22 protein-coding genes and 1 pseudogene are annotated in these 26,839 nt (G+C 38.0%); 15 read left to right on the top strand and 8 right to left on the bottom strand.

Annotated elements, in window-relative coordinates; genetic code table 11:
• Window positions 1–813 precede the first annotated feature (813 nt).
• The 3 genes from CBM24_RS10485 (at window position 814) to CBM24_RS10495 (ending at window position 4,643) form a co-directional block, all read left to right on the top strand.
• Entirely contained in the window at window positions 814–1,128 is a 315-nt protein-coding gene (locus tag CBM24_RS10485) for a hypothetical protein (RefSeq protein ID WP_145327383.1), read from the top strand.
• Window positions 1,129–1,195: 67 nt separating this feature from the next.
• Entirely contained in the window at window positions 1,196–1,972 is a 777-nt protein-coding gene (locus CBM24_RS10490; protein ID WP_088161169.1) for a GLPGLI family protein, read from the top strand.
• Complete coding sequence (locus CBM24_RS10495; protein WP_157698420.1) at window positions 1,953–4,643, top strand: hypothetical protein; 2,691 nt, start codon at window positions 1,953–1,955, stop codon at window positions 4,641–4,643. Before CBM24_RS10490 ends, CBM24_RS10495 begins: the two co-directional genes overlap by 20 nt.
• 105 nt (window positions 4,644–4,748) lie before the next feature.
• Here CBM24_RS10495 and CBM24_RS10500 read toward each other — a convergent pair whose 3' ends face one another.
• Window positions 4,749–5,636, bottom strand: coding sequence for an alpha/beta fold hydrolase (locus tag CBM24_RS10500; RefSeq protein WP_088161171.1), 888 nt, complete (start codon window positions 5,634–5,636; stop codon window positions 4,749–4,751).
• A 123-nt stretch (window positions 5,637–5,759) separates the two neighbouring features.
• Between CBM24_RS10500 and CBM24_RS10505 the strand changes: the two genes are divergently transcribed.
• A complete protein-coding gene (locus CBM24_RS10505; protein WP_088161172.1) occupies window positions 5,760–6,128 on the top strand; it encodes a MerR family transcriptional regulator in 369 nt (122 codons plus the stop codon).
• Window positions 6,129–6,706: 578 nt separating this feature from the next.
• On the opposite strand, the gene CBM24_RS10515 is transcribed toward CBM24_RS10505, so the two are convergent.
• The 3 genes from CBM24_RS10515 to CBM24_RS10525 all read right to left on the bottom strand — a co-directional run bounded on the left by CBM24_RS10515 (window position 6,707) and on the right by CBM24_RS10525 (window position 9,768).
• Window positions 6,707–8,248 (bottom strand): protein adenylyltransferase SelO, encoded by a 1,542-nt coding sequence (locus CBM24_RS10515; protein WP_088161174.1) that lies wholly within the window; start codon window positions 8,246–8,248, stop codon window positions 6,707–6,709.
• 203 nt (window positions 8,249–8,451) lie between these two features.
• Window positions 8,452–8,826: a luciferase family protein gene (locus CBM24_RS10520; protein ID WP_157698421.1), complete on the bottom strand. Its 375-nt coding sequence runs from the start codon at window positions 8,824–8,826 to the stop codon at window positions 8,452–8,454.
• A gap of 15 nt (window positions 8,827–8,841) precedes the next feature.
• Window positions 8,842–9,768 (bottom strand): hypothetical protein, encoded by a 927-nt coding sequence (locus tag CBM24_RS10525; protein ID WP_088161176.1) that lies wholly within the window; start codon window positions 9,766–9,768, stop codon window positions 8,842–8,844.
• Window positions 9,769–10,351: 583 nt separating this feature from the next.
• On the opposite strand from CBM24_RS10525, the gene CBM24_RS10535 reads away from it, so the two are divergent.
• The 11 genes from CBM24_RS10535 to CBM24_RS10585 all read left to right on the top strand — a co-directional run bounded on the left by CBM24_RS10535 (window position 10,352) and on the right by CBM24_RS10585 (window position 24,374).
• On the top strand, window positions 10,352–11,392 hold the full coding sequence (locus CBM24_RS10535) for an endonuclease/exonuclease/phosphatase family protein (RefSeq protein WP_088161178.1): 1,041 nt from the start codon (window positions 10,352–10,354) through the stop codon (window positions 11,390–11,392).
• Window positions 11,393–11,546: 154 nt separating this feature from the next.
• The gene (locus CBM24_RS10540; protein ID WP_198386088.1) at window positions 11,547–12,206 is read left to right on the top strand and encodes a vancomycin high temperature exclusion protein; all 660 of its coding nucleotides are present in this window, start codon (window positions 11,547–11,549) and stop codon (window positions 12,204–12,206) included.
• A gap of 86 nt (window positions 12,207–12,292) precedes the next feature.
• Entirely contained in the window at window positions 12,293–12,892 is a 600-nt protein-coding gene (locus CBM24_RS10545) for a hypothetical protein (RefSeq protein WP_157698422.1), read from the top strand.
• 34 nt (window positions 12,893–12,926) lie between these two features.
• A complete protein-coding gene (locus CBM24_RS10550) occupies window positions 12,927–13,649 on the top strand; it encodes a DUF2625 domain-containing protein (RefSeq protein WP_088161180.1) in 723 nt (240 codons plus the stop codon).
• 458 nt (window positions 13,650–14,107) lie between these two features.
• On the top strand, window positions 14,108–15,661 hold the full coding sequence (locus tag CBM24_RS10555; RefSeq protein WP_088161181.1) for a serine hydrolase: 1,554 nt from the start codon (window positions 14,108–14,110) through the stop codon (window positions 15,659–15,661).
• Between the two features lie 120 nt (window positions 15,662–15,781).
• Window positions 15,782–18,235 carry a TonB-dependent receptor gene (locus CBM24_RS10560; protein ID WP_232475754.1) on the top strand — a complete coding sequence of 818 codons (2,454 nt, stop codon included), beginning with the start codon at window positions 15,782–15,784 and terminating at the stop codon, window positions 18,233–18,235.
• Between the two features lie 185 nt (window positions 18,236–18,420).
• Window positions 18,421–19,254 (top strand): endonuclease/exonuclease/phosphatase family protein, encoded by an 834-nt coding sequence (locus tag CBM24_RS10565; RefSeq protein WP_157698423.1) that lies wholly within the window; start codon window positions 18,421–18,423, stop codon window positions 19,252–19,254.
• A 124-nt stretch (window positions 19,255–19,378) separates the two neighbouring features.
• Window positions 19,379–20,140 (top strand): DUF6882 domain-containing protein, encoded by a 762-nt coding sequence (locus CBM24_RS10570; protein WP_088161184.1) that lies wholly within the window; start codon window positions 19,379–19,381, stop codon window positions 20,138–20,140.
• A 254-nt stretch (window positions 20,141–20,394) separates the two neighbouring features.
• Entirely contained in the window at window positions 20,395–21,999 is a 1,605-nt protein-coding gene (locus CBM24_RS10575; protein WP_088161185.1) for a sensor histidine kinase, read from the top strand.
• Entirely contained in the window at window positions 21,996–22,748 is a 753-nt protein-coding gene (locus CBM24_RS10580; protein WP_232475755.1) for a LytR/AlgR family response regulator transcription factor, read from the top strand. Before CBM24_RS10575 ends, CBM24_RS10580 begins: the two co-directional genes overlap by 4 nt.
• A gap of 99 nt (window positions 22,749–22,847) precedes the next feature.
• A complete protein-coding gene (locus tag CBM24_RS10585) occupies window positions 22,848–24,374 on the top strand; it encodes an ArnT family glycosyltransferase (RefSeq protein ID WP_088161186.1) in 1,527 nt (508 codons plus the stop codon).
• A gap of 9 nt (window positions 24,375–24,383) precedes the next feature.
• On the opposite strand, the pseudogene CBM24_RS28055 reads toward CBM24_RS10585, so the two are convergent.
• The 4 genes and pseudogenes from CBM24_RS28055 to CBM24_RS10605 form a co-directional block, all read right to left on the bottom strand.
• A pseudogene (locus CBM24_RS28055) lies at window positions 24,384–24,530 on the bottom strand (helix-turn-helix domain-containing protein); the annotation flags it as partial.
• Window positions 24,531–24,566: 36 nt separating this feature from the next.
• Window positions 24,567–24,968 (bottom strand): cupin domain-containing protein, encoded by a 402-nt coding sequence (locus CBM24_RS10595; protein WP_083663811.1) that lies wholly within the window; start codon window positions 24,966–24,968, stop codon window positions 24,567–24,569.
• A gap of 132 nt (window positions 24,969–25,100) precedes the next feature.
• Complete coding sequence (locus CBM24_RS10600) at window positions 25,101–25,679, bottom strand: sugar O-acetyltransferase (RefSeq protein ID WP_075992137.1); 579 nt, start codon at window positions 25,677–25,679, stop codon at window positions 25,101–25,103.
• Window positions 25,680–25,725: 46 nt separating this feature from the next.
• Entirely contained in the window at window positions 25,726–26,781 is a 1,056-nt protein-coding gene (locus CBM24_RS10605; RefSeq protein ID WP_088161187.1) for an alpha/beta hydrolase, read from the bottom strand.
• Window positions 26,782–26,839 lie beyond the last annotated feature (58 nt).

The following is a 26,839-nucleotide window of genomic DNA, read 5'->3' on the forward strand; positions in this document are numbered from 1 at the left end:
ACGAAAGAATATGCCCGTTATCAAAAATATTAAGGCAGTAATTCCGAAAACTATATCATAATTGCAGCCAATAAAAGTCATTTCTCGCGGCAGCATTTTAGCTTTGAATAAAGCATAGAGAATAAATTCTACAGGAATACGCGAGATATGGATCGCCAAAAGCAAATACATATTTATTTTTGTATTAACCAATAGTATCGAACAACAGACGATTGTTATAACTGTACCCAATAGCGTTAAGGCGAAAGATGGGGGAAATTGTATAAAGAACCCTGCAACAGCGGCAAATGATATGAAGAGTGACCAAATGATATAAACTCGCATAGAAAGTTTGTGGCGTACAGCGAACCAAAATAATACAAAACAACTTATTGTAATAGCTATAAATAGATTCTGCATGATTAAAAAGCATATATCTTATAAAACTAAAGCATAAAAGGCCTAAAATACTTGCCTTAAGGCAAGTATTTTAGTGACAGGAATTCCTCGCTATATGCTTTTGACCAAAATGAGAATATTATAACGACAGATGCTCCAAGCATTGGTTATTATCGAGAAAATTTTATTTAGCTTCCCTCAACAGGTATTTAGGAGAGCTTTTTACTTCGTTACCTCAAAACGATTTGCTCCATAATTCGAGTTATTCAGTGATAAGCCCATTGCGAATAGTAACTAATAAGCTACGAATTCTAAGTGACCATTTACAGATATTTAATCATCATTTAAATAATTAAATGTGTCTTTATTTTTACTGCCATATACAAGGGTATGTCTTCAAAACATACCATGGTTTAACAAGTAAATTTAAAGACAATGAAAAGATTAATGATGAGTTTGGTAGCAATGGTGATGCTATCATCTGTTGCTTCGGCCAAGACAGCCGCAACAACAGTCAACGGAAATGCATCTGTGAAAACAACTTCCCAGCGCCTGGCCAACAATACGGTTAGGGTTACCGAGGCAAATACGGAAACGAATGCGGCATTCGTACGCTGTAATTTTAAAGTAAGTATTTATAGCTGTGATGGTGTTTTATTAGGCAGCGCTGTCTACACAGATTATGCTTCTTCAGCTGGCGGCTGTGCTAATTTCTTTGCAGCAATGCATGACTGGGTTGCAAACAACTAAACTTTTATTCATTCTTACACAAAAACAAAAGCGGGGCTTTGACCCCGTCTTTCTAAACTAAATTATCATGCGTAAATATTATATATTCTTTTTATTTCTATTCCTTTCTAGATTATCTTTTGCACAGCGGCTTCATGCGATATATGAATACATCCCATCAGCCATGGCTACTTTTAAAGAAGATGTTTATTATGATGGAACAGTGAAGATTGCAGTTCGTGATTCGATGCCAATACGCAAGCAGGAGCTCAACAAAGATGGCGATGATGAAGTAGCTTCCTCATTTTCGATAACAATCGGATCTGGCAAGAGGTATAACAGGGTCGTGATCCATCAAAATAAGGCTGACCAACAGCTAGAAACCCGTTCCATTCAAGGTGTTAACTATTTGGTGACGGACAAATTTCCGGCATTGGTCTGGAATACCGATTACACCGATGTGGATACGTTAGGCAAACATGTATGCCACAAAGCAACGGCCTCTTATCGTGGAACTACTTTGGTCGCTTATTATACCAATGATATTCCCGTACCTGTGGGACCATCGAAATTTGGTGGCTTGCCGGGCCTTATTGTGATGCTGTATAACGAAAGCGCCAATCCGAACTATTGGTACCTGAAGGAGGTAAATTATCCCTATGCGGGAAATATTCCCGTAAATGATAAATATATCCAGTCTTTACCCAAATTGAGCCTGGAAGAATTTGTCAAGAAAGACGACCAAATCAATGAAGAACAAATGCGTATTATGTACAGCAAAATGCCAATGATGGAAGGTGTAAGCGTTGATAAGCAAAAAGTTAGAGGCAGTGTAGAGCAAGTGTATGAATGGGAACATCAATAAGCGGATAGCGGCCTTATTCAGCTTTTGTCTGTTGTTTATGGTCGTACATGGACAGGTTGCTATCCATGGAAGCGTTAGTACTGAGGGAAAAGCGTTAGGAGGGGTACGTATTGATTTACGGCGTGATAGCGATAACAAAATGTTGGCTTATACGTTTAGCGACGGCCAAGGCAAATATCATGTGCAAACGGCCCAAAGTGGACCATTTACGTTGCTATTCAAGGCGCTTAGCTTTAAGCCAGTTTCCCTTTCGATTACACCTACGCAGGCCGACACGCTAATTGATGTACAGTTGTCAGCTGGAGGGGTGGAGCAATTGCAGGAAGTGATTGTCCATTCCAAAGGCCCCTACCGCCGGGGCAGAGATACCATTGAGCTTGCTGTGAAATCCTTTTTGCAGGGTGACGAGCGTACGGTAGAGGATCTTCTTCGAAAGATTCCCGGCATTCAGGTGGGGACCGATGGGAGTATCAAAATAGGCAATAAAGAAGTAGAAAAAGTGATGGTGGAAGGGGACGATTTTTTTGAAAAGGGCTATCGCCTGCTGACACAAAGTATGTCCGTTCGTCCCTTGGAAAAAATTCAGATATTGCAGCGGTATTCTAATAATAAACAGCTGAAAGGTATCGAAAATTCGGACAAAATTGCACTAAATCTGCAACTTAAGGAGGAAAGCAGGGCACAGTGGCTTGGCTCGGTGGATGCGCAGGTGGTTCCCATAGGTCCAAAATATTATCAGGCCAATGCGAACTTGATGAATTTTGGAAAAAAGAACAAATATTACCTATTAGGTGCTGCTAACAATAATGGAGTCGATGCCGTAAGCAGTATTAACCACCTGATCCAGTCTGGTTCTCCTGATGAACCAGGTCAGATTGGTGTCGGAATAACAACACCTACTTTGATAGATAATACGCCAAATTTGCCCAGTTTTGATTATAGAAGAACGAATTTCAATAACGATAAGCTGTTGTCCTTGAATACCATTTTAAATCCGACTCCACAGTTAAAGATCAAATGGCTGGGTTTTGCAAATCCTACTAAAAAATCATTTTATCGAAATACCGTGCAGAACTATCATTTGGAGGATATTCAATTTACCAATACCGAAGATTATCAGTTTACCAGAAACATCGATAACTACTTCACGAAACTGGAACTGCAGTTGGAGCCCAATAAGCGTACACTGTTGAGCTATTCAGGTACACTAGGTTCTCTGAGAAAAAATGATTTGGGTGCATTACTGTTTAATGGTGTTCAAAGTGAGGAACTGACCAAAAGTAAAGGATATTTGACCAACCATAGTCTGAGTTATAGCTACAAATTTTCGGAGCGGGATGTACTGGTCAGCTCACTACGTTGGATAAAGCAGCAGTCACCATTGGACTACAGTATCAATCAATACTATTATGAAGACTTATTTGGAGGTAAAGATATCCATGCGGTAAAACAACATATCGAAAATAATCTGCAGTACCTGGGCGCCACTACACACTATGTAAGCCGAAAGAAAAATGGTGATTTTTTTGAGTTGGCCTTCAATATGGCCTACCAGCAGCAACAGCTCAACACCGAATTGAAGTTGTTATCAAATCCAGACGAGTTGGGTGGGACAGCAGTATCTCCTTCGGAATTTTCCAATGCGATGGACTTAAACGTGTTTCAGACGAACCTTATTTCCAAGTATACCTTTAAACGAAATAAATGGGAATTGACACCTCGCTTGCAGGCAGGTCTTGTACAGAACAGGTTGACAGATTTTGGGAAACCCAAACATAAAAATAACCTGTTGCTTTTTCCAGGACTATCGGGGAAATGGGTTATCCACCCAAAAGGGCGACTGGAAACAGATCTCTATTTTCAACAACAGAATACCTCACTCACCGAGCTAATTCCCCATTATTATACGACAGGGGTTCGAAACTTTATTCGAGGAACGGATAATCTAGCGACCTTAAGTAGTTCCGGTGGCACGCTGATGTACACCTATGGCAGTATGACAGATCGTTTTTTTGCGAACCTTTCGGCCGGACATCAGATTTTGTTTGATTATGTGGGTACGGAAAGCAGTTTGGACCCCAATTTTAGCCTTGTGCAACAAGTATTGCTTAAAAACAAAAAGAGCAGCAATTACAAGGCAGATCTCAATTATTACCTGAAAGTTGTAGGTGGAAATTTCCGTCTGGACTTAGGTGCAAACACGGCAGATTACGAAACATTGGTGGTGGGCGTGGGCAATCGTCAAATTCATACAGAGACATATGATTATGGACTATCGTTTAGAAGTGCATGGAAATCCAGGTTGAATATTTACACAGGTTATGCCCTGCAGTCGGTTACTTATCGCTCAGATAGCAAAACTACACTCAATAATAGCCGCGGATTTCTGAATGTATTTTTGAATATGGGAAAAAATATACAGTGTAATCTAAAGAATGAATCCTATCGCTTTGGCAGTTTCCTTGGGCAGGATTCCAAGACCTATTATTTTTCGGATTTCTCCCTATCTTATGAATTGCGGCAACATAGGACAAGATTTACCATGACAGCAAAAAATATTTTTAATACTCGCTTTTTCAGAAATGCTGAATTGACAGACCTTTATAATACCAGCACCGAATATAAACTTTTGCCGGGTTATATCAGTTTTGGGGTAGATTATAGCTTTTAAGTTTTTATCTTGAAACCAGGACAGAACATATCCTCGAAGATGAAAAATTCTTTCAGGATAGGCCTGCAACCGTTGTTTTTTATTACAAGTTGATTTCATCCGAAATTAGATTGTCAATAAAAACGCTTTGATCAATTCGGCGGTTTCAATAGGTTTTTCCGCAAGAATAAAATGGCCACAGTTTTCAATTTTTTTAAGTGTTAGATTACGGGTGATTTCCGGTAAAGAATGAAGCAGTAGGTTATAGCCACTTGCACCAATCGCCAGGACTGGCATTTCTAATTTACTGTAGCTCGCGTAATCTTTAATATCCTGTGGAAAGGCTTGATACCATGCATTGGAACAACGAATAGCATCTTTATTGTCATAAGCTTCACTATAAACAGATTTATCAAATTGGCTTATGCTATCTTTATTAATCAGCAGGTTGTCAAATAACCAAGAGATGACGATTGACATGCGTCCCTCAAGTAACCTTTCCGGTAATTCTTTTACTTGGTTAAAAGCTAGCCACCATGGATATAGATAAGTTCCCCCCAAAACAGGTAACATAGGAAGCTGATACATGCTTGGGTCTGGATGTGGTGTATCCAGCAGTATCAATTTACTAGTTGCTTGAGGATAATTACAAGCAAAACTAAAAGCAACATGTGCACCGATATCGTGACCTGCAATAAAAACGCTGTCCAAGCCTAAATGCTTTACTAATTTGTAGATATCCTTGGCGATGTTCTTTTTGTCATAACCATTTTCCGGTTTATCCGAGCTACCCATTCCTCTAATTTCAACTACAAATACTTGGTTGCTTTCTGCTAATATAGGCATTACATGATGATACGCCCACCATGTTTCTGGATAACCCGGAATAAGAATTATGGGGTCTCCTTTGCCTCCGTGAACATAATGGATTGAAATGTCATTTATTACGATAAAATTGCTTGTGAAGCCAGGTACAAGTTTAATAAGTTCTTTGTCGGAATATGCTGTTTTCATGATAAAAAGATATTTATAGCGACCATTGATTTTCTATAGACAAATTTAAACTGTATTTTTACAACCAACAAGTATGAAGTATACTTTATACTTGTGATATTTTTTTAAACTATTGATTATCAAGTGAAATTAATTAGTCAGCTAGCGAGGGAAGCGAACATTCCTATTGGAACTATACGTTTTTATGAAAAGAGTGGACTCATTTCTGGCAAGACAAAAAAGGATATAACTTCCAATAACTACGTTTATTACGATGATGAAGTAATCGAAAAACTGAGGTTCATAAAGATGGCAAAAGCTGTAGGTTTTACGTTAGCTGAAATTAAGCAGGTTATTGATGCATGGTATCAAAAAGAGCTAACTCAGACAAGTAAAATGGAAGTGCTCGATCTTAAATTGGAACAGATAGATGCTAAGATAAGGGAACTTAAAGTAATGAAAAAGCAAATCGAACAATGTAAAAGCAATATCCAAAATGGTTTAAGTCGATAACCTATGTTTCCGGCTTTACCTACTCCTAGCTCATTGAAATGAAAAAGATGAAAGAATACAAAATTGCTATTGGATTGTCAACCGTATTGTGTCTAATTGCCTTTTTTATTAGAGATCGGTTTTTAATGTTTTTTACAACCGAAATTATAGGTGAAAGCCCCTTGTTTAAGAATAGCTGGCGTCTACCTGGCCAGGTTTTACCAACACTGATTTTTATTTTCTCTTTTGGAATTCTCCCTTTTCTGTATCTGTCAGTCAAAAATTATTGTAAAGTATCTTCGTTAAGAAATCAACGGCTTTCCCTTCTAATTATCAGTACTTCGGGACTTATATTGTGTTGGGTGCGCTTGGTTTATTTAAAATTTAAAGTTGCTCAGATACGAGACCTGTTAAGAAGGGCCGAGTTTACTTCGGATGGTGATATACCCAGCGTTCGGTTTCAAGATATGCATCTAGAGTCTTATCTCTTAGTAGGCTTACTTGTTGGCTGGCTACTAAGTATTATTATTTTTAGAAAATCTACAAATCCTAAACTTTAATTTCCCCCCCTGAATGCTTAACGAGAGGGGGGGCTCGTACTATGAACTGCATGAGAGTGTAGAACATCCTGCGGTGTTGTCATAGCTAGAAGGACGTTTGACGGAAAATTCCGGAAATAATTCTTGGTATGGATTTTCTAATGCTTGCGTTAGTTTCATTAACATTGCTGTTTTTCCAGCATTAATTTCTTCAATGCATTGGTAAAGCAGATAGTTCCGCAGTATAAATTTGGGGTTTGTTTTTTTCATTAAATCCAGAGACTCAGCTTTTGAAATTGAATTTGAATGCAAGCGGGATTGATAATGTTCCATGAAGTCTTTAAGTCGGCTAAGCTTTTCTTCATTTAACACAGCGTAAGCTACTGGGCTAAAATGTTCATGTAAATCAGTTTCTGGAGTTATTTTTTCCAATTGATTGAAGAATAGGGTATGATCCAATGTGAGTTCTTGCATTAAACCCTGCCAGTTGTTAAAAAACACCTCATCTTCCTTTTTTAGCCCATCAAATCCGAATTTTTTGCAAAGCATTTTGTCATGAGCTTCCCAAAAATAAACGCCAAAATTATTTAGGGTGTTTTCAAGGAATTTTTCATCGTTGATGATAGGTTGGAGGGCATTCGCAAGTTTCCATAAATTCCAGTTTGCAATCTGTGCCTGCTTTCCAAATGCATATCTTCTTCCTGGTAGATCCGTCGTATTGGGCGTGAAATTTAAATTATATTCATCCACCATTGAATAGGGACCATAATCGATCGTTAGGCCTAAGATCGACATATTGTCTGTGTTCATTACCCCATGCACAAAACCTACTCTAAACCACTCTGCCATTAAGTCTGCCGTGCGGTTACATACATTTTCAAAAAAATCTTTATATTTCTGCTGATCGGATGAAACAATTTCAGGGAAGTAATTTTCAATCGTAAAATCAAGCAGATCCTGTAATAAGCTATGCTCGCCCTGAGCAAACATCAGTTCAAAATGTCCAAAGCGAATGAAGCTTTCGGCGGTTCTGATTACCACGGCTCCTTTTTCGTATTGTGGGTTGCCGTTGTACATGATATCCCGAAGAACATCTTCTCCCGTAAAGGCCAGGCTTAAGGCTCTGGTAGTAGGTATGCCCAAGTGATACATGGCTTCACTCATCAGGTATTCACGTACAGAAGACCGCAATACGGCTCTTCCGTCTGCACGTCTTGAATAGGGCGTTGCACCAGCTCCTTTCCATTGAATTTCGGTCTTCTTACCTGCGGCATTGGTAATTTCTCCTGCAAGAATAGCCCTACCATCGCCCAGTTGTCCGGCCCAGTTACCAAATTGATGTCCCGCATACGCTGTAGCGTAGGTCTGAATATTGTCGGGTAGGTGAGATCCTACCAAAAAGTTAAGGTCCTTTTCTTCAAATTTACCCAGCCCTATTTCCTCAGAAAGAGCCTCATTGAAAGCAATCAGTTGAGGCTGTTCAAACCCCGTAGGTTCGATCGTAGCAAATAACACTTTTGGCGTGCCTCGCTGTGTAGGATTATTGGAAAAATCTCCAGGGAATTTTTTGAGGAAAGGTTGTTTGATCTGTTCAATATTCATACGGCAAAGATATTAATTATAAAAGATATAGACTTTCCAAATTATGGAAAGGTCCTGCATATGGTCAAAGCGTTTTCAGAATGACCATGTTGAGAGAAAAATCAGTTGCTGTCGGACTAGGCTCGCTAATTATTGCAGTGACTGAACGATCAAAGCCTGTCTAACAGAATTCTGTTTTTCTCTAGCACGGTCGTAAGCCTTTTTCAAGAGGTAACAGGCATAGGCAACATCTTGCTTATTGTGAAGGTAAAAACTGATCCATCCTGAATTTTTAATAGATGATGGTCCTTGATTTTTCCGTCCATCATTAATGATTTTTTTAGCTCTTTATTTAATAAAATATCCACTAAACCATTGCTATGTACATGTGCGAATTCCTTTCCCGAATAATTGAACGCAGTCCCGCCATATTTATGTATCCCAACCGTCGTCCCGGGCATACGTTCGACATTTTCTTCCAGGTCATCGATCCAATGTAGTAGTTCGGGCTTCACAATGAACATCCAAAGTCTCATAAGACTATCAAATAGGATGGCTAATAAAGGGATATCCTTTAAAAAGCCAAGTTTTCTTACCACAAAAGAAAACATAGGTTATCGCTCGCTTAATAGTTTAATATGCTCCATTACTCGGAAATGCACATTCCTAGTGATACTTTCTGCCCAAAGGTCATAATACCAAGTAGGGAAGACATGGAGATTATACCAACTGTTCCCGATAAGGGTAGTGGTACCATTTCCATTGTCTTTCAACATAAATTGACCTCTTTTGATATCTATATGCCCCATAATTTCAGGGTCTTTGGGTTGATCAATGATATCAAAAACTAAGTTTTCATTGACGTCAAATTTTACAATCTTCTCATCGAAAATATATCCGTTGCTGAAAATGCATTTTCGGTTTGCGCCCAGTTTATGCTCACTTACCGTTGTGGCCATTGGGCTCGGCATTCCTATATTAAAGAGCCAATAGCTTTCCTTCTGAGATATCGGATCGAAGGCGACCACGTGCTGCCATACTTGTGCTGGACTCGCATGAATCAAGATCTCATCGGAGACCATATTTTCGTGATGATGATCACTCAGGGAGTCAACAATAAAAATTCCAAGTAACAGGCTAACAATGCTTATATTCAATTTTTGATTGCTCTTTTTAAACATTGACCTTCCAATAAAGGCGCCTGCGATAACAAAACCAAAAATAAGAGGGGAAACAATTAAGAGGCAAATAATGCCTTCACCTAAGAATATAAAGCTCAGTAAGATAGCCATGAGACTACCCAAGATAGAGCATGCCGTTATTTGTGTTCCTCTCATGTTGGTATCTTTCCAACACCAAGCCATAATAATACCCATCAACAGTGGAATAATCACAAACTCGGAAAAGACAAGTACACCCACATCCTTGGGCAGCAATGAAGATTGCATACCAATAATTAGAAATGCAAAAATGTTGGCTATTAGAATGCCCTGAACTATTTTAGAACTTCGTACTTTATAAAACGTTTGTTTCAAACTCATCGTATTTGATTGTTAGGCTTCCCGACTCAGGCTGATCTGATGTTAGCCTCATATTCACACACTGCTTAAAGGCGTTTAAGTGAAAGGGCGATATCGAAGCTAATGCTTTTTTAATTGTTAATGACCAGTGGTGTCTGAATATTTATTTCGGTATTTTGTGCCTTTACCCAGGGACCAGCATAATAGTTCCATTCATCATCCGGATGACAATTTATGAATATGCCACCCACTTTTGGCTTGCCATCCGTTATGCTAAAACTTTGTATGGCTAAGATATTAAATAATTCGCTATTTAATAAATTTTGGAATGTTGCTAAATATAATGCTATTCAATTGAAGCTGATCAAAATGTTACAAATACGGAAATGCCTTTGCGTTGGATGTATCCTACTTCTGAATTCGATACAAATCGCGAAAAAGTTGATGAAGCAAGTCTACGACAATGTGGTGGAGTTGCTAATGTGGATAAAATTATTTGGTTATTACAGAAATAAGTAAGAAACTCGCTTATAAGATAATGGTAGAAACCGTATTTCGATAAGAACGTTGTGGTAATGCTTGTTCATAGAAATAGACAACTCCAATGAAATTAAGGAAAATTATATTGCTTTTGGTGATAACCCTTTTAGGGCATACGCTCTTCGCTCAGGCAAAAAATGAGGTAAAGGTACTGCAAATCAATATCTGGCAGGAGGGGACTGTCGTGCCGAATGGGTTTCCTGCGATTGCAGACGAAATTATTGCCAAGCATGCAGATGTGGTTCTCTTTAGTGAAGTCCGCAATTACAAGGGAACAGACTTTATTCAGCGTATACTAACGGAACTCAAAGCTAAGGGGGCTATATATTTTGGCCAGTCCAGTGACGCAAAACTGGATGTCGGTTTTATTTCCAAATATCCGATTGAATCACAGCATGCGCTTTATGAAAAAGACAGTACTATGGGCGGGGTTTTAAAAAGTAAGATCAAGATTGGAAAGCGTTCTTTTGTATGTTATTCTTTACACTTGGACTACACGAATTATGCCTGCTATTTGCCACGTGGTTATGATGGTGTGACCTGGAAGAAGTTAGATCGCCCTGTTTCAGACGTAGGTACCATTATTGAGGCTAATCGGAAAAGCAAACGTGATGAAGCTATCCAGGATATCCTGAGCGATGTAGAAAAAGAGGATCAATCACAATCGTTTATTATTGCAGGTGATTTTAATGAGCCTTCGCATTTGGATTGGACATTGGCAACAAAAGATCTTTTTGACCATCGTGGGGCAGTGGTTCCCTGGGACTGTTCGGTTTTATTAGAAAAAGCCGGATTTATAGATAGCTTCCGTCAATTATATCCCAATCCGGTCAGTCATCCTGGTTTTACTTACCCTGCTTTTAACAAGGATGTTCCCATTGAGAAATTGGCATGGGCACCCACAGCGGATGATCGGGATCGGATCGATTACGTTTATTACCGCAGCAAAAAGCCGTTGAAGCCAGTAAAAGCTAACATTGTCGGTCCTGTGGAAACCGTAAAGTATGGGCAGAAGCAGGAAAAAGATAGTGAAGATAACTTCCTGCTGCCCGAAGGCGTGTGGCCAACCGATCATAAAGCGATGTTGGTTATGTTTAAATTCTAGTGCATTAATAGCCATATGAAATATACCGAAAAGCCCGTAAGTGCCTACGAATGATAATTTATCTTCAGCGAATTATAATTGGTTCGATTTTTAATAGGTTGTACTGTTAAATTTGTGTTTAAAATGATAAGTTTATGATGAACAAATTAAGCTAATGAAAAAGATTAAAAGGTTCTTTTTAGTGGTTGTCGTTCTCTGTGTAGTAGCCCTGGTTGTTGTGGTGATAACCAATAACAATGTAAGGGCTAAAACAGATTCGGCGATTTTCACGGAACTTAAAGATGTGCCAAGAACCAAGGTCGCCATAATTTTTGGCGCTGGTATTAATGGTGATCAGCCAAGTAGGTATTTGAAAGATAGACTCGATGCCGGGATTTCGTTGTACAAAAACCACAAAGTGGATAAAATATTGTTGTCGGGAGACAACGGAAGAGACGAGTACGATGAGCTTAGCGTAATGAAGTTGTACTGTCAGAAAAATGGCATCGATACCGCAAAAATTTATATTGACTATGCTGGGTTCGATAGCTACTCGACCATGTACCGGGCAAAATATATATTTAATGTTGATACGGCAATCTTGGTATCTCAGAAATATCATCTAAATAGATGTGTTTATCTGGGCGATAAATTGGGCATAAAATCATTCGGCTATAGTGCAGATCGGGGCGCTTACCCGGGGTATAAATATTATGCATTTAGAGAAAAACTATCAGTTACGAAAGCTGTTTTGGATATAATGAGAAATAGAAAACCAAAGTATTTAGGTAAACAGGTGGATGTAAACGGAAAGTCGAATTATACGAAAGAATAGGTTAGATTTTATAGACCGATAGACTATTTATTATCGTAAAATTGTTTGAGAAACCAGGTATTAATTTAATATTAGATAACAGACAAATGAAAGTTATTCTAAAAATACTCCTAGTTATATGTGGGATAGGGATCGCAATTTTCGTGGGTTTTATCGTTATGATTCAGGCCGCTTTTGGTGGTTTTGACAAAGATTATTCCGTAACGGAACTTAAAGAAAACTTTGAGAAAAAAAGAGCCGAGATTTATGAAGTCAAAAATTATATAAACAAAATAATTCCACCAGATAAATCTGTTGAAATAGAATTTAGCAAAAACAATACTTTAGGTATTTTTCATTTGAAAGTGGGCGGCAAGTTTGAAAGTAACTGGGATGTGAAAATTAATTCGAATAAAGCAGACTCTTTATTGCAAAAACTTGGTTGGACAACAGGGACTTTAAAAACACTTAAAGAAAAGTTAGATAATGCAAATTGTATCGGTATCACAAGCGGAGAACCTTGTAATATTAGCTTTCAACGAAGCGGAATGGGAATGTATTCCTTTAATTTGTTTGATAAACCAATTGCCGATAGCTTAAAAACGGCTTATAATGACGGTTGTACTTACATTATGGTAAATGACAGGCTTGTGCTGGAATATGGTGGTGGCGCGATTGGAAGTCAATGCTTTTATAATTTAGAATAGGTAGAAAGCTTAATCGCTAAAAAGAACAGGCCGTATGAAATTGACTATTAAAATCTTACTATTTGTCATGCTTTCTCATTTTGCTTTTGGGCAAGCCAAAATGAGAGAATTAAAAGAACTTATTAATAAGGATGAAGACGCCATAAAGTTAATCATGGCTTGGAAAAATGCTGCAAAAAATAAGATTCAAATTTTAGCGAATGACTCATTAAGGTCCAATGAAGCATTATTTAATACCCAAATATCAACACGTTCACCAATGGGTACAATAGTTTTTCATACGGGTGGTATTTTGATTGATAATGGATGGATCAGGATTTACGGTTCTGGAAGCGAGAAATTAAATCGAAATCTACCAAATTGGAATAAAGGGAAAACTTTTCAGAATTTTGGAGACAAACCCGGTTATTTAATTATTGCAGATGATGCTGTAGGTGGATTTTTCTTATTAAATGGAGGTGATTTAGGAAATGATTTAGGCAAAATATACTATCTGTCTCCTGATAATAATGAATATGAAGAGCTCGATCTAACTTATACAGAATTTATTAATTTCTGCTTTAGTGGAAATATTGATGCATTTTATAGGGATTTACGTTGGAAAAATTGGGAAGATGACTTCAAGAAACTAAGTGCCAATGAAGCTTTTATCTTTTATCCCTATTTATGGACTAAAGAAGGAAGGGACATCAATAAAGTGGAAAAAAATAAAGCAAGTATGGAAGAAATCTATACATTGAGAACACAGCAACTATAAATACCACAAAGATTGTATCCTCTGCTTAAGATATCCAAACTACTTTTTCGAGCAGAAATGAGTCACCTTTTTCATATAAACCACTGCATATTTAATAAGTGAGCAGTAATCGAGTTAAAGCTCTTTTAAAATAACTTATACGACGGAATAGTTGATTACCCCATCTTATCATCAACCGAAGAGTTACTCTTTGGTACCTTAACCATTTATAATTCCTTCAATAAGCAAAAATCGTCATTCAGAAGCCTAAAATCATTTTAAAACTTCTGAATTGTTTGACTGGTAAGATCGCGGGATAAGAGTGAGCGCTAGAATAAACGAAGTTTAATCTTCTGTAGCGCCAGTATTCTTCTTTCTTTTACTAGGAGCATTCGGGGATAAAATAGCTAAAGCTAATGTCTTCAGGAGTTTGCCGGAATCAAGTTGAATAAGTATTTTCGTACAAATTCCAACTTGATATGAAATTCCTTTTAACCTTTATTTTTTGCTCCTGCTTTTCTTTTTCACTATTTTCTCAGGTTGGGAAAGTAGGCAGGCAGAAAGATCAATTTGAAGTAATTGATTCTGTTCTCGGCCAAGTTTTAAAAGATCATCATGTGGCGGGTTTTGCCGTTGCGGTTGTGAAAGGCGATAAAATAATTTATAATAAGGGATTTGGTTATCGTGATTTCGCGAATAAAAAACCCGTCACACCCAATACGCTTTTTGCAATTGGTTCAAGCTCCAAAGCTTTTACTGCTTCATTGTTAGGTTTGTTGAGAGCAGATGGCAAACTAACATTTGAGGACCGAGCGGTATCTTTACTGCCAACGTTGCGGTTTTACAATGATGAGATGGATAATCAAATCGTTGTTAAAGACCTAATGGCGCATAGGACAGGCTTGTCCCGCTATGATTTATCTTGGTTTCTGTTCAATAGCAAAAATAGAGATAGTCTGATTTCGCGGGTCAGATTTATGAAACCCAGCTCAGGCCTGCGAATGAAATGGTTCTATAATAACTTCATGTACCTTGCTCAAGGAATGATTGTGGAGCGATTGAGTGGTAAGACATGGGAACAAAATATACAAGAAAAGTTTTTTGCCCCCCTACAAATGACCCGTTCTAATACCGATCTCTTAGCATTTCAACGAGACAGCGATGCTTCTTTGCCCTATACACTTTCCAAAAATAACACGATAAAACTGATTGATTATTATAATATTAGTGGTATGGGCCCAGCAGGAAGTATAAATAGCAGTGCTAATGACATGTCTAATTGGGTCAAGGTTTGGCTCAACCGAGGTTATTTCAATGGGAAAGAAATACTTCCTGCAAATTATATAAATGAGGCCGCGAGCTCCCAAATGGTGATGGATGCAGCTTTACCAGACAAACATAAAGATGTCTTCCTTTCCAATTATGGTTTAGGCTGGATGATTGGCTCCTATAGAGGACATTATCAAGTAGAACATGGTGGAAATATTAACGGATTTTCTGCGAATGTGGCATTTTTTCCAACAGATACACTCGGAATTGTCGTATTAACCAATCAAAACGTATCTAAAGTTCCTACGGTGGTCAGAAATTCTATAGCGGATATACTTCTTGGTTTGAATCCAATCGACTGGAATGGTGAAAAAAAGGCTGAAATCGACTCACTGCGTCATATTAAAAAAGAAGACGAAGAAAAGTTGCCCGTTACAGCGACGAAACCTTCCCATTCCTTAAAACAGTATACTGGTTCTTTTGAAAATCCTGCATATGGAATTATTGAGGTAAGGCTTAAGGATAACAAGTTATACAGTGAACTCGGTTATGAGAGGGTTGTTCTTATCCACCGACATTATGATGTTTTTGACCCACGGTCTGTCGATAAAAATGGGGTAGCGGATACTGAACCAAGTAATCTTCTCTTTAACTTCTTTAGCGATGTGGACGGTCAGATTCAAGGTATAGGAATTCTATTGGACGGGAGTGAAAAACCAGTTATGTTTGATCGTAAACCCAATTCTGCTGCTACATCGCGGTAACAGAACAATCGTATGGACCAATAAGATGAAAAGGAAGGTGCCGATGACACGCTTAAGCCAGTTGCCACAGAAAGGATGAGGTGTCAAACTGTAATTGAATATACGAAAGCAGAAGATTGGATGGATTTTAGAATTGGCAACTTTCGAATGACTTCTTTACCAAAATTCTTATTAATTGGGATATTCTTCTTATGGAGCGGAGCCCTTTATGGGCAGGCTACGGAAAATATCGTGCAGGGTAAGGTCGTCAATCCTGATCACGTACCTGTTTTCCTGGCTACAATAAGCTTATATAGTATTGATAGCAAACTGATAGCTAGTTCAATGACAGATAGCACGGGCTGTTTTCGGATTGCGCATAGACTAACGGGTAACTATTATTTGTTGATTAAGCACCTTGGTTATAAAGAGTTGAGGAGCAGTTCGTTTAATCCGTCCAATGGCAACGTTGGGACACTACATCTTCTCCGACAGGAGAATACACTGGAAGCGGCAGAAGTCGAAGGTAAAAAGAAGTTGTTTTCTGTAGATGGAGGTACAGTCGTCTATCATGTAGAGAATAGCATAGGCTCACAGGATATATCAGCTTTCGATGCTTTGAAGAGATCCCCTGGTGTGCAGATAGAAAACGATACAGACATTACACTCAATGGGAAAAGTGGGGTACAGATCCTTCTGGACGGAAAACAAACTTTTCTTTCAGGAAAAGAACTTAGTGATATATTGAAATCGATGTCATCCAATAACCTAAAATCCATCGAAATTATCAATAATCCAAGTGCCAGATATGATGCCACTGGAGCTGCAGGTATAATCAATATCAAAACCAAAAAAAATCAGACAAAAGGATTAAATGGAAACATTTCCACGGCCTTTGCCTATGGTGTCAGTCCCAAACAATTGGAAAACCTTGCATTTAACTATCGGGTTAATAGGATTAATGTCTATGGAACTTACAATCATACATTGGGGTATTACAATTACCTCTATGGTACGGATCGCCAGCAAAATGGAAAGTCGTATGACAGCCATACGATCGACGTGGACAAACGTCAGAAAATGGCGGCTCAAGTCGGGGTCGACTATTTTATTGACGAAAAGAATACGGTCGGTTTTTTGGCAAATGGCAATTTTATCTTTGGAGGAGGTCTCACCAATACCGCTACAGCCATTACAACACCGCCTTCCAGCACGGTTGAGGAAACGCTGGATGCCATTAACGATTATTACGGGCAGAATACGAAACGCTACAATTTTAACCTGAACTACAAATACGAAGATACAATAGGGCATAGTCTAAATATTGATGCCGATTACGGTCTCTTCGGTAAATGGAACAAAAACCTGCAGTCAAATATTTACCGTGACAATCAGTATGTCGTTACTGACGAAAATCTTTACCGTACTCTTAATGATATCGATATTGATCTAAAAGGATTAAAGATGGACTATGCAACACGGTTGTGGGGTGGGAAGTTGGAAACAGGTGCCAAATACTCCGCAGTAGGCTCGAAAAATAATGCAAACTTTTACCATGTCAGACAATCGGAAGATAGCCTAGACAATAGACGTTCAAATGATTTCCACTTCGATGAGCATATCAGCAGTGTGTATGTTGACTACAAACGGTCCATTGGTGCCTGGTCTCTACAGGGCGGGCTGCGACTAGAATATGCTAGCTCCAATGGTACTCTACTTTATCAGGAGTATGGGACAGGTCTCAACGAGCATATCAATAGAAAGTTTACTAACTTTTTCCCCTTTTTTTCCATTGCCACACAATTGACTGCTAAACAGATGCTGTCTTTGTCTTATGCCAAACGTATAGAAAGGCCAGCATATCAGGATCTTAATCCTTTTGTATATATGCTTGACGAGCTTTCATTCTGGAAAGGGAACCCCTTCCTGGTACCTTCATTGACCCAAAGGTTTTCGTTACTTTATTCCGTGAAAAATTCGACAATAATAGGCATAAACTATGCCTATACAGACCAATTGAATGCAAAAGTAACCGATACACTGGAACAGGATAAAATCATGATGATCAGTAAAAATGTGGGGACACAGCAACATTGGTCCCTGTCCATGACGCAGACTTATTCGCCTAGGCCCTGGTGGGACATGACTTTCAATGGCCTGTTGTATTATATCTATAATGACGTTTCCTTTGACCAGTACCAAAATCTCAACTTGAGGCAGACTGCGGGACGAGCCGGTCTCCTTCAGACCTTCAAACTCCCCTTTCAGATGAGGGCAGAAGTTTCGGTGGTCTACAATTCAAAACGACTCGGTGGGGCCAATACCATCAGTAGACCGGTTAGTCAAGCGGACATCGCGTTCCAAAAATCTGTATTAAAAGACAAAGCAACAATACGACTGGCTATCACCGACATCTATAAAGGTAACCAAGTTAAATACACGCAAAATTTACCAGGACTGCTTTCATCAAGTTATGGCTACTACGAATCAAGACAGGTACGTCTGAGTTTCAACTATAGGTTCAGCAGTGGAGCGACTAAGGATCAACGTAATCGTAAATCGGCTCTCGAAAGCGAAAGCGGCCGGATACAATAAGATATCGGCACCGTTTGTACATATTTATTTTTTAATATTGGCCCTGCAATAAATTGATGAATCTTCTAAATTTGAAATCTATAAATTAATAAAGACACGACATGAAGTTTACTATTTTCTTTTTAACATTAACATTTCTTTGCTTTAACTGCGAAGCCCGAAAGCAAGCTGAAATCTTCAAGGTGATGTCATGGAATATATTGCACGGAGCAAATGATAGTGAGGATGGCAAAGCCCATGCGGTACAGATTATAAGAGAAATAAATCCGGACATCATATTGATGGTGGAAACTTACGGTTCCGGTAAAGAAATAGCCGATTCCTTAGGGTACAATTTTCATTTAATTGCTCCCGAAGGAACAGCTTTAAATGATAAGAGTGTTAATTTGTCCATCATATCTAAGTACCCTTTTGGTGAACGGATTGACACTGAATTTCCATTTTATCTAGGTGGAAGAGAAGTTATCATCCACAAGCAGAAAATTAGATTATTCTCGAATTGGTTTCATTATTTACCATGGGAAAACGAGCCCGAAAATTTGGGTAAAACAGCTGCCGAACTTCTTATTTGGGAAAGATCGGGAGCTAAATATGAAATGATACAAAAGGTATTGCCCTATCTAAAAAAATATGCTGCACAAGCGGATTCAATTCCTATGATTCTTGGTGGAGACCTCAATACGCCGTCTCATTTGGATTGGGGCAAGGATACTAAGAAAATACATAATAATCTGGTGGTTCCCTGGTATTCAACAAAAGTATTGGCCGATATTGGACTGGTGGATACTTATAGAACCTTGAACCCCAATCCCATCACACATCCAGGTATTACATGGCATACGAAAGGGGAAAATGATGACCATCGGATAGATTATATATTTTACAAAAGCCCAAAGTTAAAAGTGTTAAAATCTGAGTCTTATAAGGTGTTCTTTAATGAGCCAATCAAACTGAACGGTAAAGAAATTTTATACCCTTCTGATCATGGTTTTGTAGTGACAACATTTAAGATAAGGTAAAAACGATCTTAAATATATCATACAAGTATTGCTGCGCTTATCTATTTTTATCATTTTTATATCGATTCCTAAATAATGTGATAGAAATATTTTCTTAACTGCTATAAATTTAAAATGTAAAAGGTTGAAAAAAACAGATTATGAACAGTTTGCTGGTAAAAAATGTCAGGAACTTATACAGATCCAGGAAAGATTTAGAGCGCAGTTTGAGCTAGGCAACTATCAGCAATGGTATTATGACGCTGAACTTGCGCTTCTAAGGTTATACAATAACGATGAAGATCAGATTTATCTAAAATATATTCCGATAGGTACTTTTTCGTTTACATCAGATACATGGATGTGGAGCTGGTTCAATGAGCATAGTGTCGAACCCAATAAAGGGAATATACTTGCTGTTAAAGATTTTGGAATCAAAAACAATTATACCAAATTGACAGAAGGAACTTTCCCGGCAGATGAATTCGATTGTTGGGAGTTTGCGGCGATTTCTTTGGATATGTTGGATGGCATGGGGCTTTATAGGGTAAGCACAGAAAAGCTCCAAAGTTATTTCCTGATCACTGCTGTTCTGGATGAAAATTCTCGGGAAGTTGTCCATTTCAACCAGGCAAAAGTAACATGTAAAATCCATGGCTTGTCGAGACCAGCATTTATATGCCAGCATCTTGATCTGAAAAATCCTAAAGGTTTTGAAGAAAGTTTCGACACCTATAAAGGGATGGAACTTGATGAAGAAGATGATTTTGCAGCTTGGTGCGATGAATGTGAAAGGGTCAGAATGAAATATAATGGTTGGAACGAAGACTCAGAAGAATTTGCGAAGATCAAACTTGTTTGTGAAGATTGTTACTTTGAGCTGAAAGACTTTAATAAGGCCGAGTAATTATATTATCCGTCTTTGAATTGCATATGTAGTTACCGATCCAGGGGAGGAAGCTGCCTCAACTTGGAAGATAACAGATTTGCAACTTTCCATACCCCATTAGGGACAAACCAACAAAACGTTTAAAATATCGACTAAAAAAGATTGAATCCTGACCCTGGAGTATAGTTTACCAAGTGAGCGGAGCGCAATACTGTTTTTGCATTTTTTTTAATTTAATAATTAGGGAGTTTTGTAAGTGTAAACTAAAAATCATGAAAAAAAACACGTTTTTACTAATCGCTATATTCTTTTGGATACCAATTTTTGCTCAGGTCAGCAGCAAGGACGAGCAGTATCCTATAGATAAAAAGGTAGAATATTATTTAGGAAGTATCGATATTGGAGGAATAAGCGTCGGAGCCTCCTTCGATACCTGGAGTAAAATTAGGAGCTATGCAAACAGTTTTCCCAATATCAGTAACAAAGCGCTGACTTATGTCAACAATGGAAATAGGGTACAATTTAAAATTCGAACTAAACTACTTACAGGCATAAAGAACTATCGTTTTGCTATTGTCGATGATTTAAAAAATACGTTGTTATCCGGACGCTTAGAAGATCTGACCTTCAAAAAGCATGGCATATTTGGATATATAGCAGAATTGCCAATAACGGAGATTCGAAATAAGAACATTTCTGTAACCTTATATAACGAAAAAAATCCTTCACAACAGGGAACCGCTATTATCTATAACACGTTGATCCCAAAAACTGAAATTATCTTTCTTGGAAGAGAGGTAATTGATAGATCAAATAGATCAGCGGTCGAAATGAAAACAGATGCGTCGAAAATTATCTTCGACAAGGATGTTAAGGGTTTGATGGTTGCTGTTAAAAAAAATGATTACAGTTCCATTTACTCATTATTGGTAAAAGAAAAGAAAACTGGTAAGGTTGTATTTAAGAGTAACTCCTGGAATTACAGTTTTTACACTGTAGATGGAATAGAGCAACCGAATATTTCAATAGGCCGGGAGAATTTCAAAAATTCGGGAGAGTATGAAATCATTATTCGACCAGAATTAGAGAAGATGACGGAGAAAGAGATGGAATCGTCTAGTTTCAGACAAAATGTCAAAATACAAATTGATAGAATTTTCTCTATGAAAGATATGATCATGTGGTCTCTTTCATTAATTATTATCTTTAGCATTATAAGCTTTCTTCTAATTTATGTACAGCGTAGAAGAAATAGAAAAAAAATCCGAGAACAGAGTTTAAATAAAAAAATATCGGAAACAAAACTGATCTCGATTCAGGCGCAACTCAATCCTCATTTTCTTTTTAATTCACTTGCTAGTATTCAGAGTTTTATAAATAACAATGATGTGGACAATGCAAATAGGTATTTAAGCAAATTTGCCCGTCTCACCCGAAATGTGCTGGACAGTGAATTGGTGAATATACTCGCGGACGAGCGAGATCTCTTAACTGATTATCTTCAGATGGAACAGCTACGATTTGGCTTCGAATATGGGATAAATGTTAACGATCTTGATCCCAATAATATCGAAATACCGACAATGCTCCTACAGCCGCTGGTTGAAAATGCCATAAAACATGGAATATCAGAATTGAAGGGAGGAGGAAAGATCGGCTTATATTTTGAGAGGAGGGAGAGTGATATGATGATAGCTATAATAGATAATGGTCGGGGCTATGATGTCGCACATGCATCATTCGGATTAGGAATCAAGTTGACGAATGAGCGTATACAGCTTTGGAATGAATTGCATCCGGAGACAAATATTTTCATAAATACAGAATCTAAGAATACTGGAACATGCGTATCTTTAATTTTTAAAAATTGGTTATGATGATACGTGCTATTTTAGTGGATGATGAAATTTCAAACACCAAAAATTTAAAGGCATTATTGGCTAAGTATTGCCCCGATGTTGAAGTTGTGGCAATCGCAAATACGATTAATGAAGCAGCGAGCTCAATTAAAAATAATAGACCCAATTTGGTATTTCTTGATATAGAAATGGGACGTCAAACAAGTTTTGACCTGCTTAAGAATTTTGAAACGATAGACTTTCAGGTGATTTTTGTTACAGCATATAATCACTATGGTATACAGGCCATAAAACATGCAGCATTGGATTATCTTCTAAAGCCTATTGATATCGACGAACTCAAATTGGCCGTTGAAAAGGCTCGCAAAAAAGTAAGTACAATAGCACAAAATTTACAGGTAGAATTTTTGGTTCAACAGCTGACATCAAAACAAAGGTTGCCTAAGAAGATAGCACTTGCTTTTCAAAACGAAACTCGATACTTACTCATTAGCGATATTGTACGTTGTGAAGCAGACGATACCTATACCGTTTTCCACTTACTAAATGAAGAGACAATAACTTCTTCAAAATCACTAAGAGAATACAGCGATATATTAATCCCGCATAGCTTTATTCGGACACACCAAAGTCACCTTATCAATCCCAGGTATATTCAAAGTTGGCTTAAGGAAGATGGCGGGACTTTACTATTGACAAACCGTGAGAAAATACCAGTATCTAAACCAAACCGTGAGCGTGTAAAGAATACTTTGGCTCAGTTGTGAAAACACTTGGCTCTGCAATACATTGATGAATCTTCTAAATTTAAAATCTATAAATTAGGAATGACTCAAGACAATATTTAAAATACCTCATACCAATTGATGACTAAAAGCACCCGGATTATTATTATCATTTTCTGTCTCGTTAAACTGACACTTCACATTATAGCCGATTTCCATTCAGGTTTTCAGGGCGACGAACTGCTACATATAGAAACTGGAAACCATCTGGCCTTTGGCTATATGGAATTTCCGCCTGTCATAGGAGTTTTGGCATTTATCCAAAATTTGTTTCACGCTCAATCGGTCTTCATTCATCATCTTTTTCCACATATCGCGACAATACTCATCGTCATCTACCTTGGTAAGACCGTATTTGAACTTGGAGGGGGGAGTATAGCCACCGCTATCGCATTATCCTGCCTATTGATATCGCCGGGCTTCGGAGGGTCACAGCAGTCGTTTCAGCCGGTTGTATTTAGCCAATGTTTTTGGCTGATCTCATTTTATCAGTTGGTGAGGTTTGTAAAATATGAAGACAGAAAATACCTCTGGTATTTAACGGTCTTTATTTCCCTTGCTTTTCTTACGAAATATGATGCACTGTTTTTTTTGGTGGGCATTGCCGCGCTACTGTTCTTTCGGAGAATTCAAAAGGCTTTAGTAGCTGCCAGGTACTGGCAATGTATGGTCGTTGCTCTTCTTATTTTATTGCCAAATATTGCATGGCAATATGCGAACAATTTTCCAGCGTTGCAGATGTTTGCTAGGCTTTATGAGACGCAATTGGATGAACTAACTTTCAGCAAAATTGTTTTTGGACTTTTTTTAGATGTCAATCCTATTACAGCCATTATGCTTATCCCTACATTGATTTTTATCTGGGGTGGTCAAAAAACAAAGCACTATTATAGGCCTATAGCGAGTTCAATTCTACTGTCTATTGTATTTTTGGCCTATTCAAAGGGTAAAGCTTATTACTTTTTCCCGATTGTTCTTACGTTATTGCCCTTTTGTGGTATTTTGTTTGAACATATCATTCTGCCAAAGAGAAAATGGTTGTTAATTCCACTGAGTGTCATTTTATTACTTGGAACTGTTTTGATACCATTTGGTCTACCTATATATTCTTATGCACATTATATGGATCGGATTCATAAATATTTTCCTAAAAATGTAAAAAATGGTAAGGAGATTCTTCCTATGCAAGAGTATATTACCAAGCAAAAATGGGAAACGAGCATGCATGAACTACACTCAGTATACGACAGTTTACCCCTTAATGAAAAAACAAGTTGTCTTATTTGGGGCAAACATTACTCGCAGGCCGGTGCGGTTGAACTGATGAAGAGTACATTTGGGCTCCCGAATGCTTTTTGTTATCATGGTAGTTTCTATAGCTGGTCACCATTGGGGCAAATGCCCCAAACGGTGATTGCCATTTGTTATAACGATACCAGTGATGACTTCTTTTATCCTTTTTTTGAAGAAGTTGTTCCTGTACGAAAGTTGTATAGCCCCTATGCAAGTAGCGAAGGTTGGGTGCTGCAGACGATTTATATCTGTAAAAAGCCTAAACAGGACTTTAACAAAATGAAAGATTTGTTTAAAAGCAGAATATTTGAATAAACATACTACTTACTTTATTTGACTGGGGCGCATTCCAAATTGTTTTTGAAAAGCCGTTGAAAAAGCTTGCGTACTACCATATCCGTATTTTAACGCAATATTGCTGATCGAATCGACATCATTTTGTTGCAGTTCTTCAAAGGCTTTCGTCAGAACCGATTGATGGTAAAATTAAATAGTGGGAAAGCTTCATTATTTATTGGCCAAACTGAATTCTTCTTCTGTTACGGGATTTAGCCAAGTAACCTGAACATTTTCTTTAAAATTAGTGATGGCAACATGTACCATTTTCGTAGTAGCAGTTGCGCCGTGCCAGTGTTCTATATTCTCAGGAATATTGACAACATCACCTTTTTTGATTGCTTGTGCCGGTTTCCCTTTCTCCTGATAGAGTCCATTTCCTTCGATTACCAGTAAAACCTGGCCTTTAGGATGTGTATGCCAGTTTGTTCTCGCACCAGGTGCAAAAGTTACGCTACCTGCCGAGAAATCATTGTTTTTATCCTTTGCTACCAAAGGGGTTAAAAATGCATTTCCAGTAAACCATTCCTTAGGCAATGGTTCCCCTTTGGGAAATATTTCTGCTGTGTTCATTGTATGATCTGTTTTAGTGTTGCAGGCGAATAAACTTATCGCCATAATTGGGATAACGAATAACCCGTTCATATAGTTTGCAATTTGGTCTTCATAAAGACCATCCGATATAAAGATGATCTGAATTCTTTATTATATGTTTTTAATGATTTTTGCCGGAATTCCACCGACAACTGTATTATCCGGTACGTCCTTGCTGACAACGGAGCCAGCTGCTACCACAGCATTTTCTCCGATTGTAACACCGGGCAGGATTGTTGCATTTGCCCCGATCCAGGCATTCTTTTTGATATGGATCGTAGCCACATTTAACGATTGTCTGTTTTCAGCCTCAATTGGATGGCCTTCTGTTAATAAACTCACTTTGGGAGCGATTAACACATCATCTTCTATAATTATACCACCTAAATCCAAAAAAACACAGTCAAAGTTGATGAAGACATTTTTTCCTATCGTTGTATTCTTGCCATAGTTGATATATAATGGTGTAAATACAGTTGTACTTTCATCTATAGCTGAACCGGTAATCTGACTTAATAGATTTCTTATCTCATTGGGATCAGCCGAATTATTCATAGGCACCAATAATGCTTTTGTAGCAAAAGAAGCTTGCTTCAAACGGTATTCTTGGGGATCATCGGAAGAAATATTTTTATTCTTTTTCAATCGTTCAAAAATATCTTTCTGATAAGTATTATCTGATGTTTTCATGGAATAGCTAGTTAAATTTTATATGTAATTTAATGAAATAAGTACGTTATTTTAAATTAGCGATAAAGAATGCTGTCAGTTTATCGAATGGAATTTTGTCGAATTGATCATATAAGTCAACATGAACTGCATTGGGGATAATCATTAGCTCCTTTGGTTCGGTAGCAGCTTTATAAGCGTCTTCACTGAAATATCTTGAATGAGCATTTTCACCTGCAATGATTAGCATGGGGCGAGGTGCAATTTCCTTGATATAAGAGAGAATCGGCATATTCATAAACGACAGGGGGGAAGTTCCCGTCCATGAAGCATTTGAATTGATAGAACGAGGATGAAATCCACGAGCTGTTTTATAATAATCAAAATATTCCCTGACAAACTGAGGCTCACTGCCAGTCAATTTTTCCGGTAAATTGTTTGTTGAAGATGCGTAAGATCCGCTTTCGGCATCTTTCCAGCGCTGCAGGCCTAATTGTTCCAATGTTTGTGTACGTTGCGCAGCAGTTATCACATCGTTATAGCCTTTTGACATGACGCGCGTCATATCGTACATACTGGTCGTTGCTACTGCTTTTATACGTTTGTCTACTGCCGTTGCATTTAATGCAAAGCCAGCAAATCCACAGATGCCAATGATTCCGATTTTGCTCCTGTCAATATTTTTCTGCAACCCTAGAAAGTCTACAGCTGCGCTGAAATCTTCGGTGTTGATATCTGGCGATGCTACGTTACGAGGTGAACCGCTGCTTTCACCAGTGTAGGAAGGGTCGAACGCCAAGGCAATAAATCCTCTTTCCGCCATTTGGTTGGCATACAATCCAGAAGATTGCTCTTTCACTGCACCAAAAGGGCCACTGATGGCAAGTGCAGATAACACTTTGTTGTCTGTGTTTTTAGGGATGTATAAATCGCCAGAAAGTGTGATGCCATAACGGTTTTTAAAACTTACTTTTTTGCGGGTTACCTTATCGCTTAATTGAAAAGTATAATGATCTGACGAACTATTCATCGGTTTTAAATTTTGGTTTGATTGTACATGCTGCGCGGAAGTCCTATCAGAAAACAGGAAAGACAAGACCAATAATGTTAATGCTATTTTCATATCTGTATTACATTAATTATTACAGATACAAAGGTAGATCAGTATAAAGGGGAGGTGT

The organism is Sphingobacterium sp. G1-14, from assembly GCF_002196555.1.
In the GTDB taxonomy this organism is placed as follows: domain Bacteria; phylum Bacteroidota; class Bacteroidia; order Sphingobacteriales; family Sphingobacteriaceae; genus Sphingobacterium; species Sphingobacterium siyangense.